This is a genomic window from Lacrimispora sp. 210928-DFI.3.58, assembly GCF_020554865.1.
Taxonomy (GTDB): domain Bacteria; phylum Bacillota; class Clostridia; order Lachnospirales; family Lachnospiraceae; genus Enterocloster.
The window spans coordinates 1-22888 of sequence record NZ_JAJCIC010000007.1 but is presented as its reverse complement, the minus strand read 5'-3'; the positions used below and the strand labels follow the sequence as shown (position 1 = coordinate 22888).

Here is a 22888-nt window from a genome sequence, read left to right as displayed (position 1 = left end):
GTTTTATTTCATCCTTTATGAATAGATTAATACATACCGCCCATATCAGGTGCAGCCGGAGCAGCCGGAGCCGGCTCCTTGATGTTTGCTACTACGGACTCGGTTGTCAGCAGGGTGGATGCTACGCTGTTTGCATTCTGCAGTGCGCTTCTTGTTACCTTTACAGGATCCAGGATGCCTGCCTCGATCATGTCAACATACTCTTCCTTGTAAGCGTCAAAGCCCTGGCCTACTGCGGACTCTTTTACCTTGTTTACGATAACGGAGCCTTCCAGGCCTGCGTTTGCTGCGATGTGGAACAGAGGAGCCTCCAGAGCCTTTAAGATGATCTTAGCGCCGGTCTTCTCATCGCCCTCCAGGCTGTCTACTACCTTCTGTACGTCGGAAGCAGCGTGTACGTATGCGGAGCCGCCGCCTGCAATGATGCCTTCCTCAACTGCTGCTCTTGTTGCATTCAGAGCATCCTCCATGCGGAGCTTTGCTTCCTTCATCTCTGTCTCAGTAGCTGCGCCTACACGGATAACTGCTACGCCGCCAGCCAGCTTAGCCAGACGCTCCTGCAGCTTCTCTCTGTCGAAATCAGATGTGGTCTCGCCGATCTGCTTGCGGATCTGTGCAACTCTTGCTGCAATGTTGTCCTTATCGCCCATACCGTCTACAATGATGGTATTCTCCTTCTGAACCTTTACGGACTTTGCACGGCCCAGCATCTCCATGGAAGCATCCTTTAACTCAAGGCCAACCTCCTCAGAGATCACAGTACCGCCAGTCAGGATAGCGATATCCTGCAGCATTTCTTTTCTTCTGTCGCCGTAGCCAGGAGCCTTAACAGCAACAACATTGAAGGTACCTCTTAACTTATTTACGATCAGAGTGGTAAGAGCCTCGCCCTCTACATCCTCAGCGATGATAAGAAGTCTTGCGCCCATCTTTACGATCTGCTCTAATACCGGCAGAAGATCCTGGATATTGGAGATCTTCTTGTCTGTGATCAGCACGTACGGATCATCCAGGTTTGCTTCCATCTTATCCATATCGGTGCACATATAAGCGGACAGGTAGCCTCTGTCGAACTGCATTCCTTCTACCAGGTCAAGCTCTGTCTTCATGGTCTTGGACTCTTCGATGGTAATAACGCCGTCCTTGGAAACCTTCTCCATAGCGTCTGCTACCATAGCGCCTACCTCATCATCAGAAGCAGAAATAGCTGCTACTCTTGCGATCTGGTCCTTGCCGCTGATCGGCTTGCTCATAGCCTTGATAGCCTCAACTGCTGCATCGGTAGCCTTCTTCATGCCCTTTCTCAAAACGATCGGGTTAGCGCCTGCTGCCAGGTTCTTCATACCTTCGTTTACCATAGCCTGTGCCAGAACGGTTGCTGTGGTGGTTCCGTCGCCTGCTACATCGTTTGTCTTGGAAGCAACTTCCTTGATCAGCTGTGCGCCCATGTTCTCAAATGCGTCTGCCAGCTCGATCTCCTTTGCAATGGTAACACCGTCGTTTGTGATCAGCGGTGCGCCAAAGGACTTATCCAGAACAACATTGCGTCCCTTCGGTCCCAGGGTAACACGTACGGTATCTGCTAACTGATTTACGCCTGCCTCTAATGCCTTGCGGGCGTCTACGCCATATTTAATCTGCTTTGCCATGATAATCAACCTCCAAATTTATGTTCTATAAAATATCATCATTCTCACTTGGTTCCGAAAGGGAAACCGTAAAATAAGCCTTTACTCAACAACAGCCAGAATATCGCTCTGCTTTACGATCACATACTTTTCATTGTCCAGCTCAACCTCTGTGCCGGAGTACTTGGAATAGATCACCTTATCGCCAGCCTTCACCTGCATGGTAACTTCCTTGCCCTCTACTACTCCGCCCGGGCCTACTGCAATAACCTCTGCCTGCTGCGGCTTTTCCTTTGCTGCTCCCGGAAGGACGATACCGGACTTTGTGGTCTCCTCAGCTACTAACTGCTTTAAAACAACCTTGTCAAACAATGGAACTAACTTCATGTCTAAATTCCTCCTTGCAATTCATTCTTGTTTTCTTTCTCAAAAAGCATCCCTGCTTCTTCTGTGTTTCTTTTGCTCACAATGTATGTTATATCATCTATTATTAGCACTGTCAAGAGTTGAGTGCTAATTTCTTGTATTTTTATCCTTTTTTTATTTTTTATTGTTTCTTTTTTTTTCCATTCGTATTACAATAATAACAATAAGGTATACTATGAAAAATGCCTTTATTTTATGCACGGAGCAGGGCCGCGAAGAGCCCGGTGTATGGGATATGGCTATTATGAAAGGGGTTTTTGGTATGGCAAAAAAAGGTTTGGGTAAGTTCGTTGCATTTGCAGCAATCGCAGGAGCAGCCGCTGCCGGCGTTTCCTATGTACTCCAGTATAAGACCTTCCACAAGGAACTGGAAAAGGATTTCAGGGAATTTGAAGAGGACGAGGAGGAGGATTCCCAGGAGAATGAAGAAGACCATTCCTTTGATCCCCGCAAGCTGAACCGCAATTACATCTCCCTGGCATCCAGCAGGGATGAGTTTAAGGTTGCGGCAAAGGATATTGCCCAGGCTACCAAAAACGTACTGAAGGACGCCGGGACTCTCTTTTCCGATACTGCCCATGAGGCTGTTTCCGCAGCAGTTGACACCGCTCACCTGGCCATCAACACCATGAAGACCAAAAAGGACGAATTGATGGAGAGCCGTGCAGAGGGCAAGAGGGAGGATGACTCCGATCTCTTCGAGGATGAGGGCTTCCTGGACGATGATTACGTAGATGATGAGGACCTCTATGATTATGCCCGCATGGAGGGCGGTGACTCTGAGGAGGGCCGCAGGTTCCGCACAGGAACACCCCATGAGGAAGACTACAGCAGCGACCTGATGGAGGAGGCTCCCGCCGAAAAGCCGGCACCTGCCCCCGCTCCGTCCGCAGCAGAAGAGCAGGAAACTCCTGCTGTGCCTGAAGCCAGTGCAGAAGAAGAACCTGCTGCAAAAGAGACTACGGTCATTGAGGAGGATACGATGGAATAGGAGATTCCAATCCCTATTCCTCCCACACTAATATATTCTTCCACATATCAAGGGCCGCCTGCTCCTCTGACAGGATGTAGGCATGGCCCTTGTTTTCTTTTGAAAGAAGCTGGTATTCCTTCTCCTCCTCCAGATAAGCCCACCGGTCATCCAGCTCCACAACGCCCGCTCTCACTGTCATATGAAAGCGTGAGCCTTCTCCTCCCGTGCTCTCGCAGGTGATCTCACCCTCCATCTTGTCTTTGCTGAACATCCCTGACTTGCAGACAGACTCTGCCTCCCCGGCAGGTGCTTTTTCATAATAGCAGTAGCCCGTGCGTCCCATTCCTTCCATTTTCCCCTGCTCCCATAATCCCTGGGAATAGTCATATCTGGGGGCATCCAGATTCACTGTTTGGAGAACCTCACACCGCCCCTCTGGCCGCCCGTCCTTAAAATTGCCGTAAAAAAGGCAGGAGGGCTTTATGAACACCAATCCCTTGCCCTCTATGTCCGCCTTCAGCATTTCCCCATCCCAGAGATAGCGCTGTCCATCCATTGTCTCATAGATCAGGCTGACAAGGGTCTCCTGCTCCTTTTCCATGATTTCTGCAGCTGCCTTCAGCCTTCCCTGGTCCAGTGCTTCGGATAGCTCCTTGAGAATCTCAGACTGACCTTTCTCCAGCACAGGCACCTCCTGAGAAAGGCTCTCTTCTGTCTCTACAGCTTCTTCTGCCTGCCCGGCATCCCTATTGGAACCCGTTGTCCCTCCGGCACAGCCCTGTAAGCCCAGAGCAAGAGCCAGCACCAGAATGGGGATCCGGTTTCTTCTATTATTATATTGTCCTGTCACAGCCTTCCTACCTTCCTTTCCGCTTTCCGTTTTCCATATCTCACTGCTGCAGCCAGGCTTTCTTTAACAGGCGGCAGCCCCGGTCAATATCCTTTTCGCTTAAATTCGCATAACCTAAGAGCACAGTGGAAGAGCTCTTATTTTCTTTTGTGTCAATAAAATAATCTGACATGCCATAGACCTTCACTCCGGCCTCCGCCGCCTTCTCCACTAACTGCTTCTCCGTCATTCCCTTAAGGTGGGTCAGCAGTACATGGAGCCCCGCATATTCCCCGCCCATGGAAAAAAAGGGCTCCAGCTCTTTGAGTCCGCTCAGCAGCGCGTCATGCTTTCCTTTATAAATTGCCCGCATCCTGTTCAGATGGCGCTCATAATATCCCTGAGTGATGAACTGATACAAAATATGCTGGTCGATCCTGGATACGGTGGAGGAAAAAAAGCCGGCCTTTTCCCTGTACAGAGAGACCAGGGGCTCCGGAAGCACCATAAAGCCCACACGGATGGCAGGGGCAATGGAATTGGAAAATGTCCCCATATAGATCACCCTGCCTCCCATGTCCATGCCCTGAAGGGCTGGGATCGGTTTTCCCTTGTAGCGGAATTCACTGTCGTAATCATCCTCGATCAGATACCGCCTGCTTCCCCTGTAGGCCCAGCTTAAAAGCTCCTGGCGGCGCGCCACAGGCATGACGATCCCTGTGGGATACTGGTGGGACGGCATCACATAGGCGATATCTGCCCTGCTGGCCTCCAGGCGCTTCAGCTCCATGCCGTACTTATCCATCTTAACGGGAATCACCTTATGGCCCTGCCCGCAAAATACTCTGTAGGCCTGCTTGTAAGTGGGATTTTCCATTGCAATGGACATTTCCCGGCCCAAAAGCCTGGAGAGGAGCAGAAGAAGATATTCATTTCCGGCGCCGATAATGATCTGCTCCGGCGAACAGTTCACCCCTCTGGCAGAGTGGAGGTAATCTCCTATGGCCATGCGGAGTGCCCGTTCCCCCTGGGTATCTCCCGCTGCAAACATCTCCTTATTGTCATCCACCAGCGTGTTCCGGCTGATCTTCCGCCAGGTATTAAAGGGAAAGCTGTCAAGGTCAATGCCGCGGGGAGAAAAGTCCACCTGGTAGGACCGTTCCTCCTCCTTCTTCTGGGCGAACACCGCTGTCTCCTTCTGCTTTACCTCCAGCAGCTCATCGATCTTGCACACAAAATAGCCCCTGCACGGAAATGCCTCTATATAGCCCTCCGACAGGAGCTGGTCATAAGCCATCTGGCTGGTGCTGCGGCTGACCTTCAGGTTCTGGGCCAGCACCCTGGTGGAGGGAAGCCTGCTCCCTGCCTCCAGTCTGCCTTTTCTGATATCATTTTTAATATATTCATAAATCTGCTCGTAAAGCGGGCAGTCTGACTGGCTGTCAATGGGCACCATCAGCTCCATCCTCTGTATCTCCTTCCGCAAACTGGCATCACAAATCGGCTCATTCTATTGCTTTTTCATAATACCAAATGCACAATTTGCTGTCAACTGACATGTCCTCTGATATGGCTTTGTCGGCGGTTCACGGCTTTTCCGAAGCACAAAAACGGATGGGCATTCTGCATACCCATCCGATACGTTTGCTTTTCTATCTCTTATTTTTTTGGAAGCTTAAAGGAGCTCTTTAAGGAAACAATGCGGTTAAACACAGGCGCTCCCTCTCTGCTGTCCTTGCAGTCCGCACAGAAATATCCGTTTCTCACAAACTGGAAGCTGTCATAGGCCTTGGCCTCTGCCAGAGCAGGCTCCGCATAGCAGTCCGTGAGGACTGTCAGGGAATTAGGATTTAAGTTCAGGGTGCCGTCTGCATTCAGCTTGCCTTTTTCCTCATCCACGATGTTCTCGTACAGGCGGCATTCCACCTTCTTTGCAGTGGGCACAGCCACCCAGTGGATGGTTCCCTTTACCTTGCGCCCCTCAAAGCCGGAGCCGCTCTTTGTCTCCGGGTCATAGGTGCCGTGTACAACAGTAACATTGCCGTCCGCGTCCTTCTCACAGCCTGTGCATGTCACGAAGTAGGCGCCCATGAGGCGTACCTCATTGCCTGGGAACATGCGGAAATATTTCTTCGGAGGCTCCTCCATAAAGTCCTCCCGCTCAATGTAAAGCTCACGGCCAAAGGGAACCTTTCTGCTTCCCAGCTCCGGATTCTCCAGGTTGTTGGGCACATCCAACTCCTCGGTCCGGCCCTCCGGATAGTTGTCGATCACCAGCTTTACCGGGTCAAGGATCGCCATCATACGGGACTTTTTAAGCTTTAAATCCTCTCGGATGCAGTATTCCAGCATCGCATAATCCACAGAGCTGTTGGCCTTTGACACGCCTACCAGCTCCACAAACATCTTGATGGCCTCCGGTGTATAGCCTCTTCTTCTCAGCGCGGCAATGGACACCAGGCGCGGATCATCCCAGCCGTCCACAATGCCGTCCTCCACCAGCTTCTTGATATAGCGCTTACCTGTCACCACATTTGTCAGGTACAGCTTTGCAAACTCGATCTGGCGGGGCGGATTCTCAAACTCGCACTCGCGTACCACCCAGTCATAGAGAGGCCTGTGGTCCTCAAACTCCAGTGTACAGATGGAATGGGTAATGTGCTCAATAGCATCCTCGATCGGATGGGCGAAATCATACATTGGATAGATGCACCACTTGTCCCCTGTGTTGTGGTGGGACATGCGGGCCACGCGGTAGATGACCGGGTCCCTCATATTGATGTTTGGGGACGCCATATCGATCTTTGCTCGGAGCACCTTTTCCCCGTCCTTGTATTTGCCCTCCTTCATCTCCTCAAAGAGCTGAAGGTTTTCCTCGATGCTGCGGTTTCTGTATGGGCTTTCCTTGCCGGGAGTGGTGAAATCACCGCGGTAAGCCCTGATCTCATCCGCTGTCAGATCGCAGACAAAGGCCTTGCCCTTCTTGATCAGGAATACGGCACACTCATACATCTGCTCGAAGTAATTGGATGCAAAGAAGAGCCTGTCCTCAAAATCAGCTCCCAGCCACTTCACGTCCGCTATAATGGACTCTACAAATTCCGTCTTTTCCTTTGTGGGGTTCGTATCATCAAAACGCAGGTTAAACTTTCCACCGTACTTCTGCGCCAGCCCGTAATTCAGTAAGATGGACTTTGCATGTCCGATGTGCAAATAACCGTTAGGCTCAGGTGGAAAACGTGTCTGGACATGGTTGTAAACGCCCTCTGCCAGATCCTTGTCAATCTCCTGCTCGATAAAGTTTTTGGAGACTACCTCCTTCTCCTCTGTTTCCATTACGGTGTCTTTCTCAGCCATAATTGTTCCTCCGTTATCATGCTTTGGTTAAATATAATATGTAATCATAGCACATTTCTTTTTCCGGGGGAAGGGGAAAATGCAGAAAGTGCGGCATTTTTACAGGATAAGCTGTTATTCAATTTACTCTGGAAATCTAATTCCCTGTCTGATATACTATAGGAATGCGTGAAAACCTGGCGGGCGCATTTGGCATACCTGAATTTAGTGCCGCCTGACGGCGGCGGAACTTTTATAGTAAACCTGCATGCGCCCGGCAGCGAACGCGCCACCGCACCATGAAAACCCGGCGGGCGCATTTGGCATACCTGAACTTAGTGCCGCCTGACGGCGGCGGAACTTTTATAGTAAGGAGTACACAGATATTATGAAAAAAGCCGCAAGCTTTGCCCTGGTAAAATCCATCCCCATTTTCCTGGGTTATATTTTTCTGGGGATCGCCTTCGGACTTCTACTGCAGAAATCCGGACTGGGAGTCTTTTGGGCCTTCCTTATAAGCCTTCTGGTATATGCAGGCTCCATGCAGTTTGCCCTGGTAGGCATTCTGACGGGCGGCCTGAATGCCGTCACTACAGCTGTCATGACCTTGTTCATCAACAGCCGTCATGCCTTTTACGGCCTCACCTTCATTGAGCGCTTTAAGGAAATGAAAAAGGCCTACCCTTATATGGTGTTTTCCCTGACAGATGAAACCTACTCCCTGCTCTGCTCCATGGAGAGGCCAAAGGATTTTTCCGACAGGGAATGGAGGCTTGCCACCTTATTCGTTTCCCTTTTCGACCAATTCTACTGGGTTGCCGGCTCCGTCATCGGGGCACTGATCGGGGAAATGATCACATTTAATACCACCGGCATTGACTTTGCCATGACTGCCCTCTTTGTAGTCATCTGCGTGGACCAGTGGAGGGCGGCGAAGACCCATATACCGGCTGTCACTGGCTTTGCCTGCGGCCTTTTGTTCCTGGCCCTTATACGATCCTCCAACTTTATCCTGCCCGCCCTGGCAGCCACTGTGGCAGTCCTTCTGTTCCAGCGCAAATACATTGAAAGGAAAATGGATCCGGCCAAACCGGATCCCAGAGCTTAATCTATGATAATAGAAAATAATCGATACATACTGATCACGATCCTCATCTGTGCCCTCTGCACCCAGATCACCCGGTGGCTTCCCTTCCTTCTTTTCGGAGGAAAGAAGGAGATCCCATGCATCATACGTTATCTGGGAGCCATCCTGCCTGCCGCCATTATGGCCGTGCTGGTGGTCTACTGCTTAAAAGGCATCACACCTCTGGCCTACCCCTACGGCCTGCCGGAGCTTTTGTCTGTGGCAGTTGTTGTGCTGCTCCATCTGTGGAAGAGGAATACCCTGGCGAGTATCGCACTGGGGACTGTATGCTATATGGTGCTGGTGCAGATGATATTTTAGCCTTTCTTATGTCAAAAAAGCTAGGAATCTCTCATGATTCCTAGCTTCTTAATGTTTCGAGCTGCTGACGGGAATCGGACCCGTGACCTCCGCACTACCAATGCGACGCTCTACCGACTGAGCCACAGCAGCTTGTTTTGTTTCGCTCACGCGAACCTTGTATATATTATCATGGACGATTCATTTTGTCAACTGATATTTTAAACTTTTTTTATCTTCTTTCGTGCACTGCATTCCCCCTGGTGATACCATGGGGGAATGCCCTTTTCTCAGATAACCCCCTCAAAGCTCTCCCTCAGCATATCACAGGATTTCCCCAGCTTCTCAAGCTCCTCCTCCGTCAGCGACAGCGGCAGTATCCTCTGTATACCGTTCTGATTGATGATGCAGGGCACGCCTGCATAGACATCACGCTGGCCGTATTCTCCCCGCAGCATGGCGGAGACAGTGAGGACACTGTGTTCATCTCCCAGGATGGCCTTGGTGATCCTTGTGAGAGCCATGCCGATGCCGTAGTAGGTGGCGTTTTTGGCTTCAATGATCTTGTAGGCGGCTGTGCGTACCTCCTCCTCGATTGCGTTCAGATCCTTTGTAATATTTTCCCAGCCTGCTTCGCTTCCCAGCTCCAGAATGGGCTTTGTAGCCAGGAGGGCCTGGCTCCAGGGGACGAACTCGCTGTCGCCGTGCTCTCCCATGACGTAGGCATGGACATTTCTGGGATCGGCTTTTAAATAATCTCCCAAAAGGTAGCGCAGTCTGGCTGTGTCCAGGGCGGTTCCGCTTCCCAGCACTCTTCTGGGGTTAAAGCCGGAGAGGGCACAGGTGATCCTCGTCATGATGTCTGCCGGATTTGTGGCAACCAGGAAAATGCCATTAAAGCCGGAGGACGTCACTGGCTCTATAATAGAACGGAAAACCTCTCCGTTGCGCTTTAACAGATCCAGCCTTGTCTCCCCCGGCTTTTGGGCAACCCCTGCGCTGATGACCACAATATCGGCATCTGAGCAGTCACTATATTCTCCTGCATAAATCGTCATGCTGGAATTGGCAAAGGCCAGTCCATGGTTCAGATCCATGGCCTCCCCCTCTGCACGCTTTTTGTTCACATCAATGAGCACCAGCTCATCACAGATCGACTGGTTTAACAGGCTGTATGCATAACTCATGCCCACCATACCAGTTCCTACGATCACGACTTTTCTCTTATCCGCTTTCATTTACAGGCTCCTTTTCTGTCATACTGTGTTCCATATTTTCTATAGCTATAAAACATAGTATGCCATGGAAGGCCTGTTTCCATTCTGCTGTTCTTCCCTGAAAACAGCTTTGCTTTGAATAGCAGAAGCTTTACTTCGCCATGCGCTGCCGCACGATCTCATAGGCCAGCACGCCTGCGGCAACGGAGGCATTCAGGGAATCAATATCGCCCTTCATGGGAATGGAGGCAACCATATCACAGTGCTCCCGCACCAGCTTGCTCACCCCGTCCCCTTCATTGCCGATTACAAGGCCAATGGGGCCGGTGAGATTCATTCGATACATCACCTCTCCGCCCATGTCGGCGCAGACAAACCACAGGCCCTGCTTTTTCAGTTCCTCCATGGTGGCCGTCAAATTTGTCACCTTTGCCACCGGCGTGTAATTGAGCGCCCCGGCGGAGGTCTTTGCCACAGTGGCCGTAAGCCCTACGGCCCGCCTCTTTGGGATGATGACCCCGTGAGCACCTGCCAGATTGGCAGTACGGATAATGGCACCCAGGTTATGAGGGTCCTCAATGCCGTCTAACAGGAACAAAAAGGGCGGCTCCCCCTTCTCCTTTGCCAGGGCCAGCATATCCTCCACCTCTGCGTATTCGTAAGCAGCGGCGTAGGCAATGACGCCCTGATGCTTTCCTGTCTCAGACATCTGATCCAGGCGCTCCTTTGCCACGTAGTTGATGATGGTATCATATTTTCTGGCTTCTCTTACAATGGTGCGCACAGGCCCATCCTGACAGCCGTCCAGCACGAACAGCTTGTCAATGGTCTTGCCGGAGCGGAATGCCTCCAGCACTGCATTGCGCCCCTCAATGGTCAGTTCTTCATATCTCATGGTATTCTCCTAATCTTCCGGACATTCTCACTTTGCGCCGTCAAGGGCGCCCAGCCTCTCAAGTCCCATGCTCACCAGCTCCGCCAGCCTGTCAAACCGTTCTGTGAGGAACAGCCAGCCCACCAGAGCCTCCAGTCCCGTAGCCATGCGGTAGTCGATCATAGTGGCATTCTTCGCCATGGTAAAGGATTTGGCATTGCGGCCGCGGCGGTAAACGCTGTGCTCCTCCTCCGTGAGCTCCTCCTCAATGGCCTTAAAGAGGGCTGCCTGGGCACCTGCCTTCACAAGCTCCGAACTATGCTTATGCATTTTGTTCACCTGCATGCTGCCCCGGTTGATGACCTTTGTCCGTATCATCACCTCATATACAGCGTCCCCTATATAAGCCAGAACCAGTGGCGAATAGCTCTGGGCGTCCACTGGTTCCAGCTTCATGCATTGTTTATAATATGTGAGAAAATCCTTAAGGCTTATACTCTCTTCCACTTTACGCCCTCTCTGGTGTCCTCAAGCACGATCCCCATATCGAGCAGCTTGCCGCGGATCTCATCTGCCAGGGCAAAGTTCTTTGCTTTTCTGGCCTGCTGCCTGGCGGCGATCATCTCCTCGATCTCACTGTCTAAAGCCTCTTTCCCCCGCTCTGTGATAATGCCTAATACATCGCAGAGTTCCTTGATGGTCTTATTTAAGAAGGATACATATGCCTTCGTGCTGCCTGCAGCTGCTGTGGAGTTTGCCAGCTTCACCAGCTCAAATACAGCGGAAACAGCATCTGCCGTGTTGAAGTCATCGTCCATAGCCTCCTCAAATTTTGCCTTGAGTTTTCCGGCAGCTTCCATGTTCTCCTGCTCGCCGCAGGTCTCTGCTGCGCCTTCTGCCTTTGCCTCTAAGTCATTTAACTTATCCACGCAGGTCAGGATGCGCTCCAGGCCGTTCTTGGAAGCCTCCATTAGATCTGCGCTGAAATTTAATGGGCTGCGGTAATGGGCGCTGAGCATGAAGAAGCGGAGCACCTGAAGGTCATATTTTTCTCCGATCTCCCTTACGGTAAAGAAATTCCCCAGGGATTTGGACATTTTCTTATTGTCAATATTTAAAAAGCCGTTGTGCATCCAGTAGGTGGCAAAGGGCTTTCCGTTGGCGCACTCGCTCTGGGCGATCTCATTCTCATGGTGGGGGAAGATCAGGTCCTCGCCGCCTGCATGGATATCGATCTGCTCTCCCAGATAACGCTTCGACATCACGGAGCACTCAATATGCCAGCCCGGACGGCCCTGGCACCAAGGGGACTCCCAGTATGGCTCTCCCTCCTTTTTGGGTTTCCAGAGAACGAAGTCGTTGGGATCCTCCTTGTCCTCCTCCCCTGTCACCTTCAGCTCGCGCAGTCCTGACATGAGCTCATCTAAGTTCTTGTGGGACAGCTTTCCGTATTCTTTAAAGGAGCTTACCCGGAAATAGACGGTTCCGTCCTTCGCCACATAGGCATGGCCCTTGTCGATCAGGGTCTGTATCATCTCCAGCATGCCGCAGATCTCCTGGGTGGCCTGGGGATGAACGGTGGCCGGCTTTACATTCATGGCTGCCATGTCCTTTTTACACTCTGCAATATAGCGCTCGGAAACCGTGTTTGCATCCACGCCCTCTTCAATCGCCTTCTTAATGATCTTGTCGTCCACATCTGTAAAATTGGATACAAACCGCACATCATAGCCCTTGTATTCAAAATACCGGCGCACCGTGTCAAATACGATCATAGGCCTGGCATTTCCAATGTGGATCAGATTGTATACGGTAGGTCCGCAGACATACATTTTCACCTGGCCCGGCGTAAGGGGGACAAATTCTTCTTTTCTTCTGCTCAATGTGTTAAATATCTTCATACTCTTTCTCCTCGATGGATTGATTTTCGGAATGCTCTTCCTGCGGGCAGGCTTCCGGCCCCAGGACTGGTCTGTGTCTGTTTTCTTATCCCCGGCCGCAGCCAGGACAGCTCCCACAGCCCTCTGCCATCATCTTATTATCATAGCAGTAGTCTGCCGCTTCCGTCAATAAGGTAATTGCCTGGGAGGATATCCCTTCTCCGCTGCCTGTAAAGCCCAGTCCCTCCTCTGTGGTGGCCTTGACGCTGACTCTGGACGGGTCTAAGTGCAGGGCTTCGGCGATATTGACTGCCATCTGAGGACGGTAGGGCGCTAATTTGGGCCGCTGGGCTATAATGGTGGCATCGATATTTTCTATGACATAGCCCTTCTCCTCCAGCAGGCCTCCCACCTTTTTTAACAGCTCTATGCTGGAGATCCCCTTATATGCAGGATCCGTGTCTGGAAAATGCTGTCCGATGTCTCCTAAAGCTGCCGCGCCTAACAATGCGTCCATCACTGCATGGACCAGAACATCAGCATCCGAATGGCCTAACAGCCCTTTTTCATAAGGGATCTCCACTCCGCCCAGGATGAGCCTGCGCCCCTCGGTGAGCTTGTGGACATCGTATCCTTGTCCGATTCTCATAATGTCTCCTTTGATCTATAGAGTGCTCCTATACCATCATGCGCACCTTGCGCGGTATGCAGCCTGCCTGGATATCAGTCTGAAGGCCGCAGAACTCGCCGTCCACATGGACCGGAAGGGCGGCATCCGTGTGGATGACGACCTCCCTGCATTCGTAGCTGCGGACGCCCTTGCGCTTCCCCCTGCGCCTTGCGGCGGCTGACAGAAGAACGGGGATTAGCTTGCGTCTGGTCGGATGGCTGAATACGGAAATATTCATCCTTCCGTCGCTTCCGTCCGCCTTGGGGGCAAAGAGGAAGCCGCCGCCCTCTGACGGCTGTATGTGGCATGATATAAATAATATGTTGTTAAATTCTATTTTCTTCACTCCGTCCAGGATAATGTATCCTTTGGAGGTTTTACTGCGGAAAAACTGGCGTATGCCGAATATAATGTAAGATAATTTGTCCAGCCCTATGCAGCCTAAGCGCTGGCGCAGGGTGGATGAAAGTACATCCTGGCATACAGCGGCATCGTAGCCGATGCCTGCGCTTACTAAGAAACGCCTGTGGGATACCTCCTGAGTCCCATAGGACAGCACACCATAGTCGATCATGGTGAAATGTCTGGGCGTGAGCTGCTTTTTTAAGCATTTGAGGCGGTTTCCGGGAAGGCGGAGGCTTCTGGACAGGTCGTTGCCTGTGCCTGCCGGGATATAGCCGAGGCTTAGGGGAAGATGGAAGGAAATTCCGTCTAATACCTCGTTCATGGTGCCGTCTCCACCTACTACCAGGATGAATTTGGGATCCTTGGCTCCCTCTGTCAGCTCTCTGGCAATGCTCCTGGCTTCACCAATGCTGGCGGTGAGACAGACTTCGTATTCTATATTGTTCTGCTCCAGATAGCGGGATATGGCATTCCAGGTTTTTAAGCCTCTGCCGGAGCCTGCATTTGGATTTACAATGAAGTTATACATAAGGCTGTTGGGGTCCTTTCTTGCAATTGCCTTGGGGGGTGGGGATGGGAAATGGGTTGTGTGCCGGCATAATATTGGGGGGCTTGCTGGAGCTTTGCGGTGCGCGCTCGCTTCCGCTCGCTCACGGGCATCTTCGCTCCGCTCCGGTCGTTGCTAAACAAGTGCCACTGGCACTTAGCAACGCCCTATGAAAAAAGTCCGCTTAAAAAATGCTTACGTGCTAGCACGACGCCTTTTTTAATCAGCCTTTTTTCGCACTGCTCATTGCCTACGTGGACATTATACCATACTCCCCCCTAAATGACTAATAAAACGGGAAGAAAATTTGTATAAAAAAACCGGGAAAAAAATTGCAGAAAAAGTCTTGACAATTTCCACAATTTATCATATACTGTACAAGCAGTCGCGAGTGAGTGATTGCGATGGAATCTGTATGTGGGGTCTTAGCTCAGCTGGGAGAGCATCTGCCTTACAAGCAGAGGGTCACAGGTTCGAGCCCTGTAGGCCCCACTACCTTTTCAAATTTCATATGGCGGAATAGCTCAGTTGGCTAGAGCACACGGTTCATACCCGTGGTGTCGAGAGTTCGAATCTCCCTTCCGCTACTTTTAAAGCCTCGAATTTGTTGATTTTGTCAGCAATTTCGAGGTTTTACTTTTCTTAAATTTCTAAAATCTTTTAAGCTTTTTGAGAGCATACATAAATATCTACAGTTTGTTCAAATATGAGTACATTTATGTGCTATTCTGATTTGCAAAGTACATTTCTTAATGTGCAATCATCCCATCAGGCAGACAAGCGTACCTTGAAAATTCAATAGACTTTACACTCTGACCGTGGTAGAATAGAATCACGCAGGAGGAATGAAGAATGAGCGATAATGAATTACTGTTGGCGTTGTCTGATATGATAGACAAAAAGCTGGATTCCAGGCTGGAACCAATGAAAGCAGATATGCTTGGAATGAAAACAGATATACAAAGCATGAAAGCAGATATGCAGAGCATGAAAGAACGATTAGAGATTTTAGAAATCAAACAAGATCTCACTCATAAAAAACTTGACAATCTGACACTTGACGTAAAAGTATCAGAGAGGGCAATCAAGAAGGACATTAAACTGTTACAGGATGCACAGGAAACCTTAATTGATATATTAGAGCATCAGGGTATCTTGCCCATTGTAAAATAAACGGAATAACCTGCCACCATAAGAGTGTAAGGCCTATTAAATTTTCAAGGCCCCCGCACTCTTTTGGATGGAGGTTACCACATGGCGCAAAATAGTATTATCCCATGGCATAAACCATGAGCGGGGGTACCGACTGGCGTCCATGCTCAAGCAGGCAAAAGCCTGCAGTCTCTTACATCAAACGCGCTATTCCCCCTTTTTCTCATCCAGGTACTCCAATATCTCCGCCGCATTCGTATCCGGCTTCGCCTTTTCGAAGACTTTTTCAATGACTCCATTTTCATCGATCACATAAGTGCTGCGCACCACGCCCATGGATACCTTTCCGTAAAGCTTTTTCTCCTTCCACACATCGTAGGCCTGGATGGCGGTGAGCTCCGGGTCGGATATCAGGATGAAGGGGAGGTCGTATTTCGCGGCAAAGTTTGTGTGGGATCTCACGCTGTCTTTGCTGACTCCGATCACCTCCACGCCCCGGTCCTTAAAGCCCTGATAAGCTCCTGCAAAGGCGCAGGCCTGCCTGGTGCAGCCCGGCGTATTGTCCTTTGGGTAAAAATAGAGGACCACCTTTTTTCCGAGAAAGGAAGACAGCGTTATCTCTTTTCCGTCTTTATCGGGTAATGTAAAATCCGGTGCTTTTGTTCCTGTTTGAAGCATTTCTTTTCCTCCTTTTGTATGTGGCTCCCGAAATATCCCTTGCCCGGACTTGCGGCTGCTTTTTTCGCAGCCCATGTTCAGATTTAACCGGCATTTCTGCCGTGCATGCCTCTTACATTCGGGCGCGGCTGGCAAAAAACATCCCGCAGCGCCGGTCACAAGGGGGGCCGAAAGCACATGTATCCTGTAATGTCAAATTGCTTGGATTTCTTCTTTCCGACTTATAGCTTATATCATTTATAAGCATTTCGCAAGGAGTTCTCTCTCCGTCTTCCTCCTTTCACAGTATGCAGGAAGCAGCCGCAGCTGCATCGGCTGCCAGACAAACAGGCGGCCTGCCTCCGTTTTCGGAAACAAACCGCCCATTTTTCAAATACTCCCCTGATTCTATTTACAGATATGGTTTCTATTCTTCCATATTCTTTTTCAGGAATCCCATTACCACACAGCCAACAACTGCTCCGGCCACAACGGCTGCCAGATACATGAAGGGATTTCCAATGGTAGGCAGCACGAAGAGGCCGCCGTGAGGCGCTCTTAAGGTACAGCCAAAGGCCATGGACAGGCCGCCTGCGATGGCTGAACCGGCGATGCAGGCCGGGATGACGCGCAGCGGATCCTGTGCTGCAAAGGGAATGGCTCCCTCTGTAATAAAGGACAGTCCCATAATATAGTTCACAATACCGGACTGGCGTTCCTTTTCTGTGAATTTCTTCTTAAAGAAGGTGGTACACAGCGCAATGGCGATAGGAGGCACCATTCCTCCTGCCATAACGGCTGCCATTACCTCAAAGTTGCCCTCCGCCAGCTGGGCTGTTCCGAATACGTAAGCAGCCTTGTTGAAGGGGCCGCCCATATCAATGGACATCATTCCGCCTAAGATCATTCCCAGCACCACACGGCTTGCTCCGCCCATGCCGTTTAAGAAGCCTGTGAGCCCGTCATTGATCATGCCCATATAGGGATTGATGAAGGTGGTGATGACTGCTGCCAGAAGGATACCGATCACGGGATAGAGGAGCACCGGCTTGATGCCCTCCAGGGACTTTGGAAGCTTGGAAAACAGCTTTTTCAGTCCCAATACCAGGTAGCCTGCTGCAAAGCCTGCAAACAGGGCGCCCAAAAAGCCTGCATTTACGTCGCCGCCTCCGGGATTGCCAAAGGTAGCGCCTGTCTTTGCGATGATGCCTGCCACAAGTCCCACTGCCAGTCCCGGACGGTCAGCAATGCTCATTGCAATGAAGCCTGCAAGGATCGGGAGCATCATGCCAAAGGCCTGCTCTCCTACCGTCTTTAAATAAGCTGCTAACGGTGTGTTCTTACCAAAATTCGACGGATCTATGGAATAATCATCAAACAGGAATGCCAGAGCAATGAGGATACCTCCGCCGATCACAAAGGGAAGCATGTGGGAAACGCCGTTCATCAGGTGCTTGTAGATCGTGCGGCCAATGCTGTCATTTCCGCTGTCAGAAGCGTTCTTCTCCTCCCCGCCTGCGTGATGGTATACGGGAACAGTGCCGCTTACTGCCCGGTTGATCAGCTCCTCTGCCTTGTGGATGCCGTCTGCCACAGGAACCATGATGACCGGCTTTCCCTCAAAGCGTGCCATTTCCACATTTTTATCTGCTGCAACAATGATGGCCTCTGCAGCTGCGATCTCTTCTTTTGTGAGGATATTCTGGGCGCCGCCGGAGCCGTCTGTCTCTGCCTTTAAGGAGATGCCCAATTTTTTACCAGTATTTTCCAGGTTTTCCGCTGCCATATAGGTATGGGCAATGCCTGTGGGGCAGGCTGTCACTGCCAGGACGCGGTAGCTGCCTTTTTCTTTGTCTGCCCTTCCAACTGCCCCTTTTTCGGCCTGTTCGCTGGCCGCCACGCCATCTCCGGAAGAGGCGCCGCTTTTTCCGGCTGCTTTCTCCGGTGCTCCGAATCTTGCCACCTCGGCCTCATCGATCACCTTCAAAAACTCCTCTTTGGAGGAGGCGGCCAGAAGCCCTTCCTTAAAGCCCGGATTCATAAGCAGTGTGGAAAGACGGGACAATGCCTCCAGATGAACGTCTGCTCCCTCTGCCGGAGCTGCTATCATAAAGATCAGGTTTGCCAGAGAGCCGTCAAAGGCCTCATAATCTACGCCCTCCGGCACTACCATTGCCGCCAGGCCCGGCTCCTTTACTGCCTCCACCTTTGCATGGGGGATAGCGATGCCTTCTCCGATGGCTGTGCTGCCCAGCGCCTCTCTGGCTAATATCCCTTCTTTATAACCCGCCATGCTTCTAAGCCTTCCGCCTGCATTCATGAGAGCTACCAGACGGTCAATGGCCTCCTCCTTGGAAGAAACCTTTACACCCAGCTCAATGCTTTCCATTTTTAACAATTCTGTAATACGCATAAAATGTTCCCCTCCTGTTTTCATCTGATCATGAAAGTGTGTCTAACAGCCGGAAGATCTCCTCCCTGCTTCCAATTCCATCGGAAAATGCCGTAGCGCCTCCGCAGGCAGTTCCCAGCTTCAATGCCCATGCATAGTCCCTCTTCTCCAGATAGCCTGCAAGGAAGCCTGCTACCATGGAATCTCCTGCTCCTACAGAGTTTTTCACAGTACCCTGACATACGCCCTGGCGGTAGACCTGTCCGTCCTCTGCGATCAGGATGGCTCCATCCCCTGCCATGGAGACGAGGACATTGACCGCTCCCTTTTCCTGGAGCAGCCTGGCGTGAGCTATGATCTCCTCATCTGTGTGAAGCTCCTTTCCAAACATCTGTCCCAGCTCATGGTTGTTCGGCTTGATCAGGAAGGGATGATACTTTAAGACGTTGAGGAGCAGATCCTTCTCCGCATCTACAAACACCCGGACGCCCTTTCCGTCCAGCTTCTCCATGATACGCTCATAAATATCGTCTGCAATGGAGGATGGGATACTTCCTGAAAGTACCAGGGCATCTCCCTCCTTCAGCCCCAACAGCTTATCAAATAATTCTTCCACATCCTTGGGAAGGATCTCCGGCCCCATGCCGTTGATCTCACTTTCCTCATCGGATTTCAGCTTAACATTGATGCGGGACATTCCCTTTTCCACATGGATGAAGTCGGACTGAAAGCCCAGGGTCTTTACTCCGTTCTCGATCTCCCTGCCTGTGAAGCCTGCCACAAATCCCAAAGCCGTGCTCTCCACCCCCAGATTTGCCAACAGAGCTGATACGTTAATGCCCTTTCCCCCGTAAAAGATGTTCTCCTTCACCGTGCGGTTCACCTTTCCCGGAGTAAAATGATTTACGGCAACTACGTAGTCCAAAGCCGGATTAAACGTTACTGTGTAAATCATATGTCATTCTCCTTTCTTATAAAGAAAATTCATTTCATCTCTTGTCTATATCATAGTATGATATTTGTTTTTCGTCAATAATATTTTTCAAGAAAATTATTTTCTTTCGATTTTTCGTCCAAAGCGACAAACCGGCAGCTCCTTTTTTGTGCACATTTCGCAAATTGACACGCTTCACATCCTATGATAAAATGAAGGCACTAAAATACCATGTGGATCTTTTCAGTTGCACATTGTGACTTTTTTCGCCGCATAATTACTTGTCAAGAGTAATTGTGCGGCTTTTTTATATCATGGGATACTCCTTCGGAGCCTCCTATGATGCAAAAAGAATACGGAGGAACAGCAGATGAATGAAAATTTCATGAAAGAAACGCCCATTTTTCCACTTCTCACATCCATGGCCCTTCCCATGGTACTCTCAATGCTCGTCAATTCTTTGTATAATATTATTGACAGCTTTTTTGTGGCAAGGATAAACGAAAATGCCATGACTGCCCTGTCCCTTGTCTATCCTGTCCAGAATCTGATCAATGCCGCTGCCATTGGCTTTGGTATCGGCATCAACGCGGCAGTTGCTTTCTATTTGGGATCAGGCAATAAAGAGCAGGCAAACACAGCTGCTTCCCGCGGCCTGCTGCTGTCAGGCGTCCACGGTATGTTCATCACCCTGATAAGCCTTCTCTTTACCCCATTCTTTCTTCGGATGTTTACCTCCTCGGAGGAGGTGGCAGACATGGGGATACAGTACTCTGCGATTGCATTCTCCTTCTCTCTGGTTATCATGCTGGATCTTTCTTTTGAGAAGATCTTTCAATCCGTGGGGGCTATGAAGGTCACAATGGCCAGCCTCCTGTGCGGGTGCATTGCCAACATCATACTGGATCCCCTTCTCATCTGGGGGATCGGCTTTTTCCCGGCGCTGGGAATACGGGGAGCTGCCTTGGCTACCGGCATCGGACAGGTCCTTTCCCTGGCTGTCTACCTGATCGCCTATGGAAGGTATCCCCTGCCTGTGCGTATCAGCAGAAAGTATCTGAGCGCCAACAGGGAGATCGATATCAGGCTTTATGCTGTCGGAATACCAGCTGCTATAAATCTCGCCCTGCCCTCCTTTCTTATCTCTTTCCTGAATACGCTTTTGGGCCTGTATTCTCAGAGCTATGTTGTGATCCTGGGGATTTATTATAAGCTGCAGACCTTCCTTTACCTTCCCGCCAATGGCATTGTCCAGGGAATGCGTCCCATCATCGGCTATAATTTCGGGGCAGGGGAAGGAAAACGAGTGAAGAAGATATACGATACTGCCCTGTACATGACCGGGGCCATTATGGCTTTGGGGACAGCCCTGTGCCTGACTGCCTCCCGGCAGCTCATCAGCCTGTTTACGGATAATCCGGAAACGATCCAGGCCGGGAAGCAGGCTCTCCGCATTATCAGCGCAGGCTTTCTGGTTTCTGCCGTTTCCGTTACCTCCTCCGGGGCCTTGGAAGGCTTAGGAAAAGGGACTGCCTCACTTATTATTGCCGTCTTCCGGTATACGGCAATCATCATTCCTGCCGCCTATGTCTTGTGCAGGCTTTTTGGAGCAGCAGGAGTCTGGCATGCGTTCTGGATCACAGAAATGATAACAGCAGTGGTTGCATCCGTTGTCTACCGCCGGGCTGCGGCGCGAAAATAGTTACTTTTTATCCGGTGAGATCGCCTGCTCGTGGCGGCGGATGTGCTCCACTGCGTCCTTTTTGCCTGCCATGAGCAGAAGGTACAGCATTTCGATCACTGCTGTGGCCGTTACCCTGGAAAACCAGAATTCCTCTGTGAGGAGCTTTTCACGGGTAGCTGTGACGATCTTATAATCGCACATCTGGGCAAGGGCAGATTCTCCATTGTTTGTAATAAGGATCAGCGTAACTCCATTTTCCTTTGCCCCCTTTGCCAGGGTAGCTAAGCGCTGGGACATGCCGGAATTGGAAATAATGAGCACCACATCCTCAGGTCCCAGATTAAACGTATAGGCTGTCTGGCCTTCCCAGATATCTCCAGCCACTGCCGGTATCCCCAGCTGGTTGAACTTAAATGCACCGTCCAGTGCAACGGGAATCGTATTGCCCACTGCCGCCAGCTGCACCATCCTGGCATGCTCAATAGCTTTTAAGATCATCTCCAGATTCTCTGTATCTATCATGCGCACGGTCTCTGTCAGCTCCGCCACCTTATTTGCCAGTATGTTTTTTAATGACTGGGCCAGGTCATTCCTGCTGATATCATTTGTGACCTCCTGATTTCCATGCTCCTCCTCCAACACCTCTCTTGCCAGAGCCAGCTTCATGCTGTGAAATCCCTTAAAGCCGCACCTGCGGCAGAACCTGGACACCGTGGCATCACTGGTATTGCTGGCCTTTGCCAGCTCTCCCACCGTCATATCCACCACCTCTGCCTTGTGCTCCATCATGTAATCGGCGATTTTTTTCTCCGCATCAAAAAAACTGTCATAAGAGGAACAGATTACCCCCAGCACACTTCGCGAATCATTCATTTCATCATTCACCTGCTTCATGTAATTTTTTTTCTCATTTTAATATAGCACAGAAAAATGAAAAATAAAAGCGGTTTTCTGTCATATATTATAATGCTTTCTGAATCTTTATTAACTTTTCGTTACTCCCCTTGTTTTTGAAATTCAACTGTGCTATAATCTCAAAGCATTAACATAATCTTAACAGATTGTTTACACTTTGTTTCTTTTTGTACGTTTTAGGCGTGACATGAGGTTATTAATATGAAACAGATTTCATCCTTTTTACACAAGTACAGGCATATGTGGCTTCTGTCCTATGGCTTCATCTACCTGCCCTGGTTCTGTTACCTGGAAAAAACAGTCACCAGAGACTATCACATTATGCATGTGTCCCTGGATGACCTGATCCCCTTTAATGAATATTTTATTATACCCTATTTGCTCTGGTTTTTATACGTAGCCGGAACTCTTCTCTTTTTCCTGTTTACCAGCAGGGAGGATTACTACAGGATGTGTATTTTCCTGTTCTCCGGAATGACGATCAGCCTGATCATATGCACCTTTTTCCGCAATGGTACGGATTTCCGCCCCGCCATTGACCCGGATAAAAATTTGTTTTCCGCCCTGGTAGCCACGGTGTACAAGACAGACACCTGCACAAATGTATTTCCCAGCATCCATGTGTACAACTCCATCGGCACCCACATTGCCATTATGAGAAGCGGGATCCTTAAGAAATACCATTGGGCCCACATAGGCTCCGGGATCCTCATGGTCTCCATCTGCCTGTCCACTGTCTTTTTAAAGCAGCACTCAGTGATCGACGGGGTGGGCGCCATTATCCTGTCCTATATCATTTATGGGATCGTCTATGGATACAACTGGTCCGCCCAGGACAAAAAGGTTGCCCAGAAGGCATTGGGATAAGGAAAGCGGCAGAATGCCAGAAATCGAGTAGGAGGCGGTGATTAACCGCCGTCCTCTCATACCACCGTGCGTACCG

21 protein-coding genes and 3 tRNA genes are annotated in these 22888 nt (G+C 50.4%); 8 read left to right on the top strand and 16 right to left on the bottom strand.

Annotation, left to right across the window (positions count from 1 at the left end; all coding sequences use genetic code 11):
• Positions 1 to 26 precede the first annotated feature (26 nt).
• Both groL and LIZ87_RS06365 read right to left on the bottom strand, forming a co-directional pair.
• Positions 27 to 1649, bottom strand: a complete 1623-nt coding sequence (gene groL / locus LIZ87_RS06370) for a chaperonin GroEL (protein ID WP_227145874.1) — start codon at positions 1647 to 1649, stop codon at positions 27 to 29.
• 81 nt (positions 1650 to 1730) lie between these two features.
• Complete coding sequence (locus LIZ87_RS06365) at positions 1731 to 2015, bottom strand: co-chaperone GroES (RefSeq protein ID WP_178313281.1); 285 nt, start codon at positions 2013 to 2015, stop codon at positions 1731 to 1733.
• A 301-nt stretch (positions 2016 to 2316) separates the two neighbouring features.
• On the opposite strand from LIZ87_RS06365, the gene LIZ87_RS06360 reads away from it, so the two are divergent.
• Complete coding sequence (locus LIZ87_RS06360) at positions 2317 to 3045, top strand: hypothetical protein (RefSeq protein ID WP_227145872.1); 729 nt, start codon at positions 2317 to 2319, stop codon at positions 3043 to 3045.
• Between the two features lie 13 nt (positions 3046 to 3058).
• Here LIZ87_RS06360 and LIZ87_RS06355 read toward each other — a convergent pair whose 3' ends face one another.
• The 3 genes from LIZ87_RS06355 to LIZ87_RS06345 form a co-directional block, all read right to left on the bottom strand.
• A complete protein-coding gene (locus tag LIZ87_RS06355) occupies positions 3059 to 3877 on the bottom strand; it encodes a hypothetical protein (RefSeq protein WP_227145870.1) in 819 nt (272 codons plus the stop codon).
• Positions 3878 to 3917: 40 nt separating this feature from the next.
• On the bottom strand, positions 3918 to 5321 hold the full coding sequence (gene pdxR, locus LIZ87_RS06350) for a MocR-like pyridoxine biosynthesis transcription factor PdxR (RefSeq protein ID WP_227145868.1): 1404 nt from the start codon (positions 5319 to 5321) through the stop codon (positions 3918 to 3920).
• A gap of 194 nt (positions 5322 to 5515) precedes the next feature.
• A complete protein-coding gene (locus LIZ87_RS06345; RefSeq protein WP_227145867.1) occupies positions 5516 to 7213 on the bottom strand; it encodes a glutamine--tRNA ligase/YqeY domain fusion protein in 1698 nt (565 codons plus the stop codon).
• Between the two features lie 367 nt (positions 7214 to 7580).
• Between LIZ87_RS06345 and LIZ87_RS06340 the strand changes: the two genes are divergently transcribed.
• Together LIZ87_RS06340 and LIZ87_RS06335 are read left to right on the top strand one after the other, a co-directional pair.
• Positions 7581 to 8300, top strand: a complete 720-nt coding sequence (locus tag LIZ87_RS06340) for an AzlC family ABC transporter permease (RefSeq protein ID WP_178313285.1) — start codon at positions 7581 to 7583, stop codon at positions 8298 to 8300.
• A 3-nt stretch (positions 8301 to 8303) separates the two neighbouring features.
• On the top strand, positions 8304 to 8639 hold the full coding sequence (locus LIZ87_RS06335) for an AzlD domain-containing protein (RefSeq protein WP_227145865.1): 336 nt from the start codon (positions 8304 to 8306) through the stop codon (positions 8637 to 8639).
• Between the two features lie 59 nt (positions 8640 to 8698).
• Here the strand turns inward: LIZ87_RS06335 and LIZ87_RS06330 are convergent.
• The 7 genes from LIZ87_RS06330 to LIZ87_RS06300 all read right to left on the bottom strand — a co-directional run bounded on the left by LIZ87_RS06330 (position 8699) and on the right by LIZ87_RS06300 (position 14193).
• A tRNA-Thr gene (locus LIZ87_RS06330) sits at positions 8699 to 8771 on the bottom strand.
• 137 nt (positions 8772 to 8908) lie between these two features.
• Positions 8909 to 9856 carry an L-lactate dehydrogenase gene (locus LIZ87_RS06325; protein ID WP_227145863.1) on the bottom strand — a complete coding sequence of 316 codons (948 nt, stop codon included), beginning with the start codon at positions 9854 to 9856 and terminating at the stop codon, positions 8909 to 8911.
• 130 nt (positions 9857 to 9986) lie between these two features.
• Positions 9987 to 10730 (bottom strand): 23S rRNA (guanosine(2251)-2'-O)-methyltransferase RlmB, encoded by a 744-nt coding sequence (rlmB, locus tag LIZ87_RS06320; protein WP_178316803.1) that lies wholly within the window; start codon positions 10728 to 10730, stop codon positions 9987 to 9989.
• 27 nt (positions 10731 to 10757) lie between these two features.
• A complete protein-coding gene (locus tag LIZ87_RS06315) occupies positions 10758 to 11165 on the bottom strand; it encodes a ribonuclease III domain-containing protein (protein WP_264467926.1) in 408 nt (135 codons plus the stop codon).
• A 35-nt stretch (positions 11166 to 11200) separates the two neighbouring features.
• On the bottom strand, positions 11201 to 12610 hold the full coding sequence (gene cysS, locus LIZ87_RS06310) for a cysteine--tRNA ligase (protein WP_227145861.1): 1410 nt from the start codon (positions 12608 to 12610) through the stop codon (positions 11201 to 11203).
• Positions 12611 to 12695: 85 nt separating this feature from the next.
• The gene (gene ispF / locus LIZ87_RS06305; protein WP_264467923.1) at positions 12696 to 13238 is read right to left on the bottom strand and encodes a 2-C-methyl-D-erythritol 2,4-cyclodiphosphate synthase; all 543 of its coding nucleotides are present in this window, start codon (positions 13236 to 13238) and stop codon (positions 12696 to 12698) included.
• Positions 13239 to 13266: 28 nt separating this feature from the next.
• The gene (locus tag LIZ87_RS06300; RefSeq protein WP_227145859.1) at positions 13267 to 14193 is read right to left on the bottom strand and encodes a diacylglycerol/lipid kinase family protein; all 927 of its coding nucleotides are present in this window, start codon (positions 14191 to 14193) and stop codon (positions 13267 to 13269) included.
• 437 nt (positions 14194 to 14630) lie between these two features.
• Between LIZ87_RS06300 and LIZ87_RS06295 the strand changes: the two genes are divergently transcribed.
• From LIZ87_RS06295 to LIZ87_RS06285, 3 genes are all read left to right on the top strand, one after another.
• Positions 14631 to 14703, top strand: a tRNA-Val gene (locus LIZ87_RS06295).
• A gap of 21 nt (positions 14704 to 14724) precedes the next feature.
• Positions 14725 to 14798: transfer RNA gene (locus tag LIZ87_RS06290), tRNA-Met, on the top strand.
• A 265-nt stretch (positions 14799 to 15063) separates the two neighbouring features.
• Entirely contained in the window at positions 15064 to 15384 is a 321-nt protein-coding gene (locus LIZ87_RS06285; protein WP_227145857.1) for a hypothetical protein, read from the top strand.
• A 186-nt stretch (positions 15385 to 15570) separates the two neighbouring features.
• Here the strand turns inward: LIZ87_RS06285 and bcp are convergent, their stop codons facing one another.
• From bcp to pfkB, 3 genes are all read right to left on the bottom strand, one after another.
• Positions 15571 to 16041 carry a thioredoxin-dependent thiol peroxidase gene (gene bcp / locus LIZ87_RS06280; protein WP_227145855.1) on the bottom strand — a complete coding sequence of 157 codons (471 nt, stop codon included), beginning with the start codon at positions 16039 to 16041 and terminating at the stop codon, positions 15571 to 15573.
• A 406-nt stretch (positions 16042 to 16447) separates the two neighbouring features.
• Positions 16448 to 18433 (bottom strand): PTS fructose transporter subunit IIABC, encoded by a 1986-nt coding sequence (locus LIZ87_RS06275; protein ID WP_227145853.1) that lies wholly within the window; start codon positions 18431 to 18433, stop codon positions 16448 to 16450.
• Positions 18434 to 18461: 28 nt separating this feature from the next.
• On the bottom strand, positions 18462 to 19367 hold the full coding sequence (gene pfkB / locus LIZ87_RS06270) for a 1-phosphofructokinase (RefSeq protein WP_227145851.1): 906 nt from the start codon (positions 19365 to 19367) through the stop codon (positions 18462 to 18464).
• A gap of 349 nt (positions 19368 to 19716) precedes the next feature.
• On the opposite strand from pfkB, the gene LIZ87_RS06265 reads away from it, so the two are divergent.
• Entirely contained in the window at positions 19717 to 21048 is a 1332-nt protein-coding gene (locus tag LIZ87_RS06265; protein ID WP_178313428.1) for an MATE family efflux transporter, read from the top strand.
• Here LIZ87_RS06265 and LIZ87_RS06260 read toward each other — a convergent pair whose 3' ends face one another.
• Positions 21049 to 21903 carry a MurR/RpiR family transcriptional regulator gene (locus LIZ87_RS06260; RefSeq protein WP_227145849.1) on the bottom strand — a complete coding sequence of 285 codons (855 nt, stop codon included), beginning with the start codon at positions 21901 to 21903 and terminating at the stop codon, positions 21049 to 21051.
• 243 nt (positions 21904 to 22146) lie between these two features.
• On the opposite strand from LIZ87_RS06260, the gene LIZ87_RS06255 reads away from it, so the two are divergent.
• The gene (locus LIZ87_RS06255; protein WP_178313424.1) at positions 22147 to 22812 is read left to right on the top strand and encodes a phosphatase PAP2 family protein; all 666 of its coding nucleotides are present in this window, start codon (positions 22147 to 22149) and stop codon (positions 22810 to 22812) included.
• Positions 22813 to 22888: the final 76 nt, after the last annotated feature.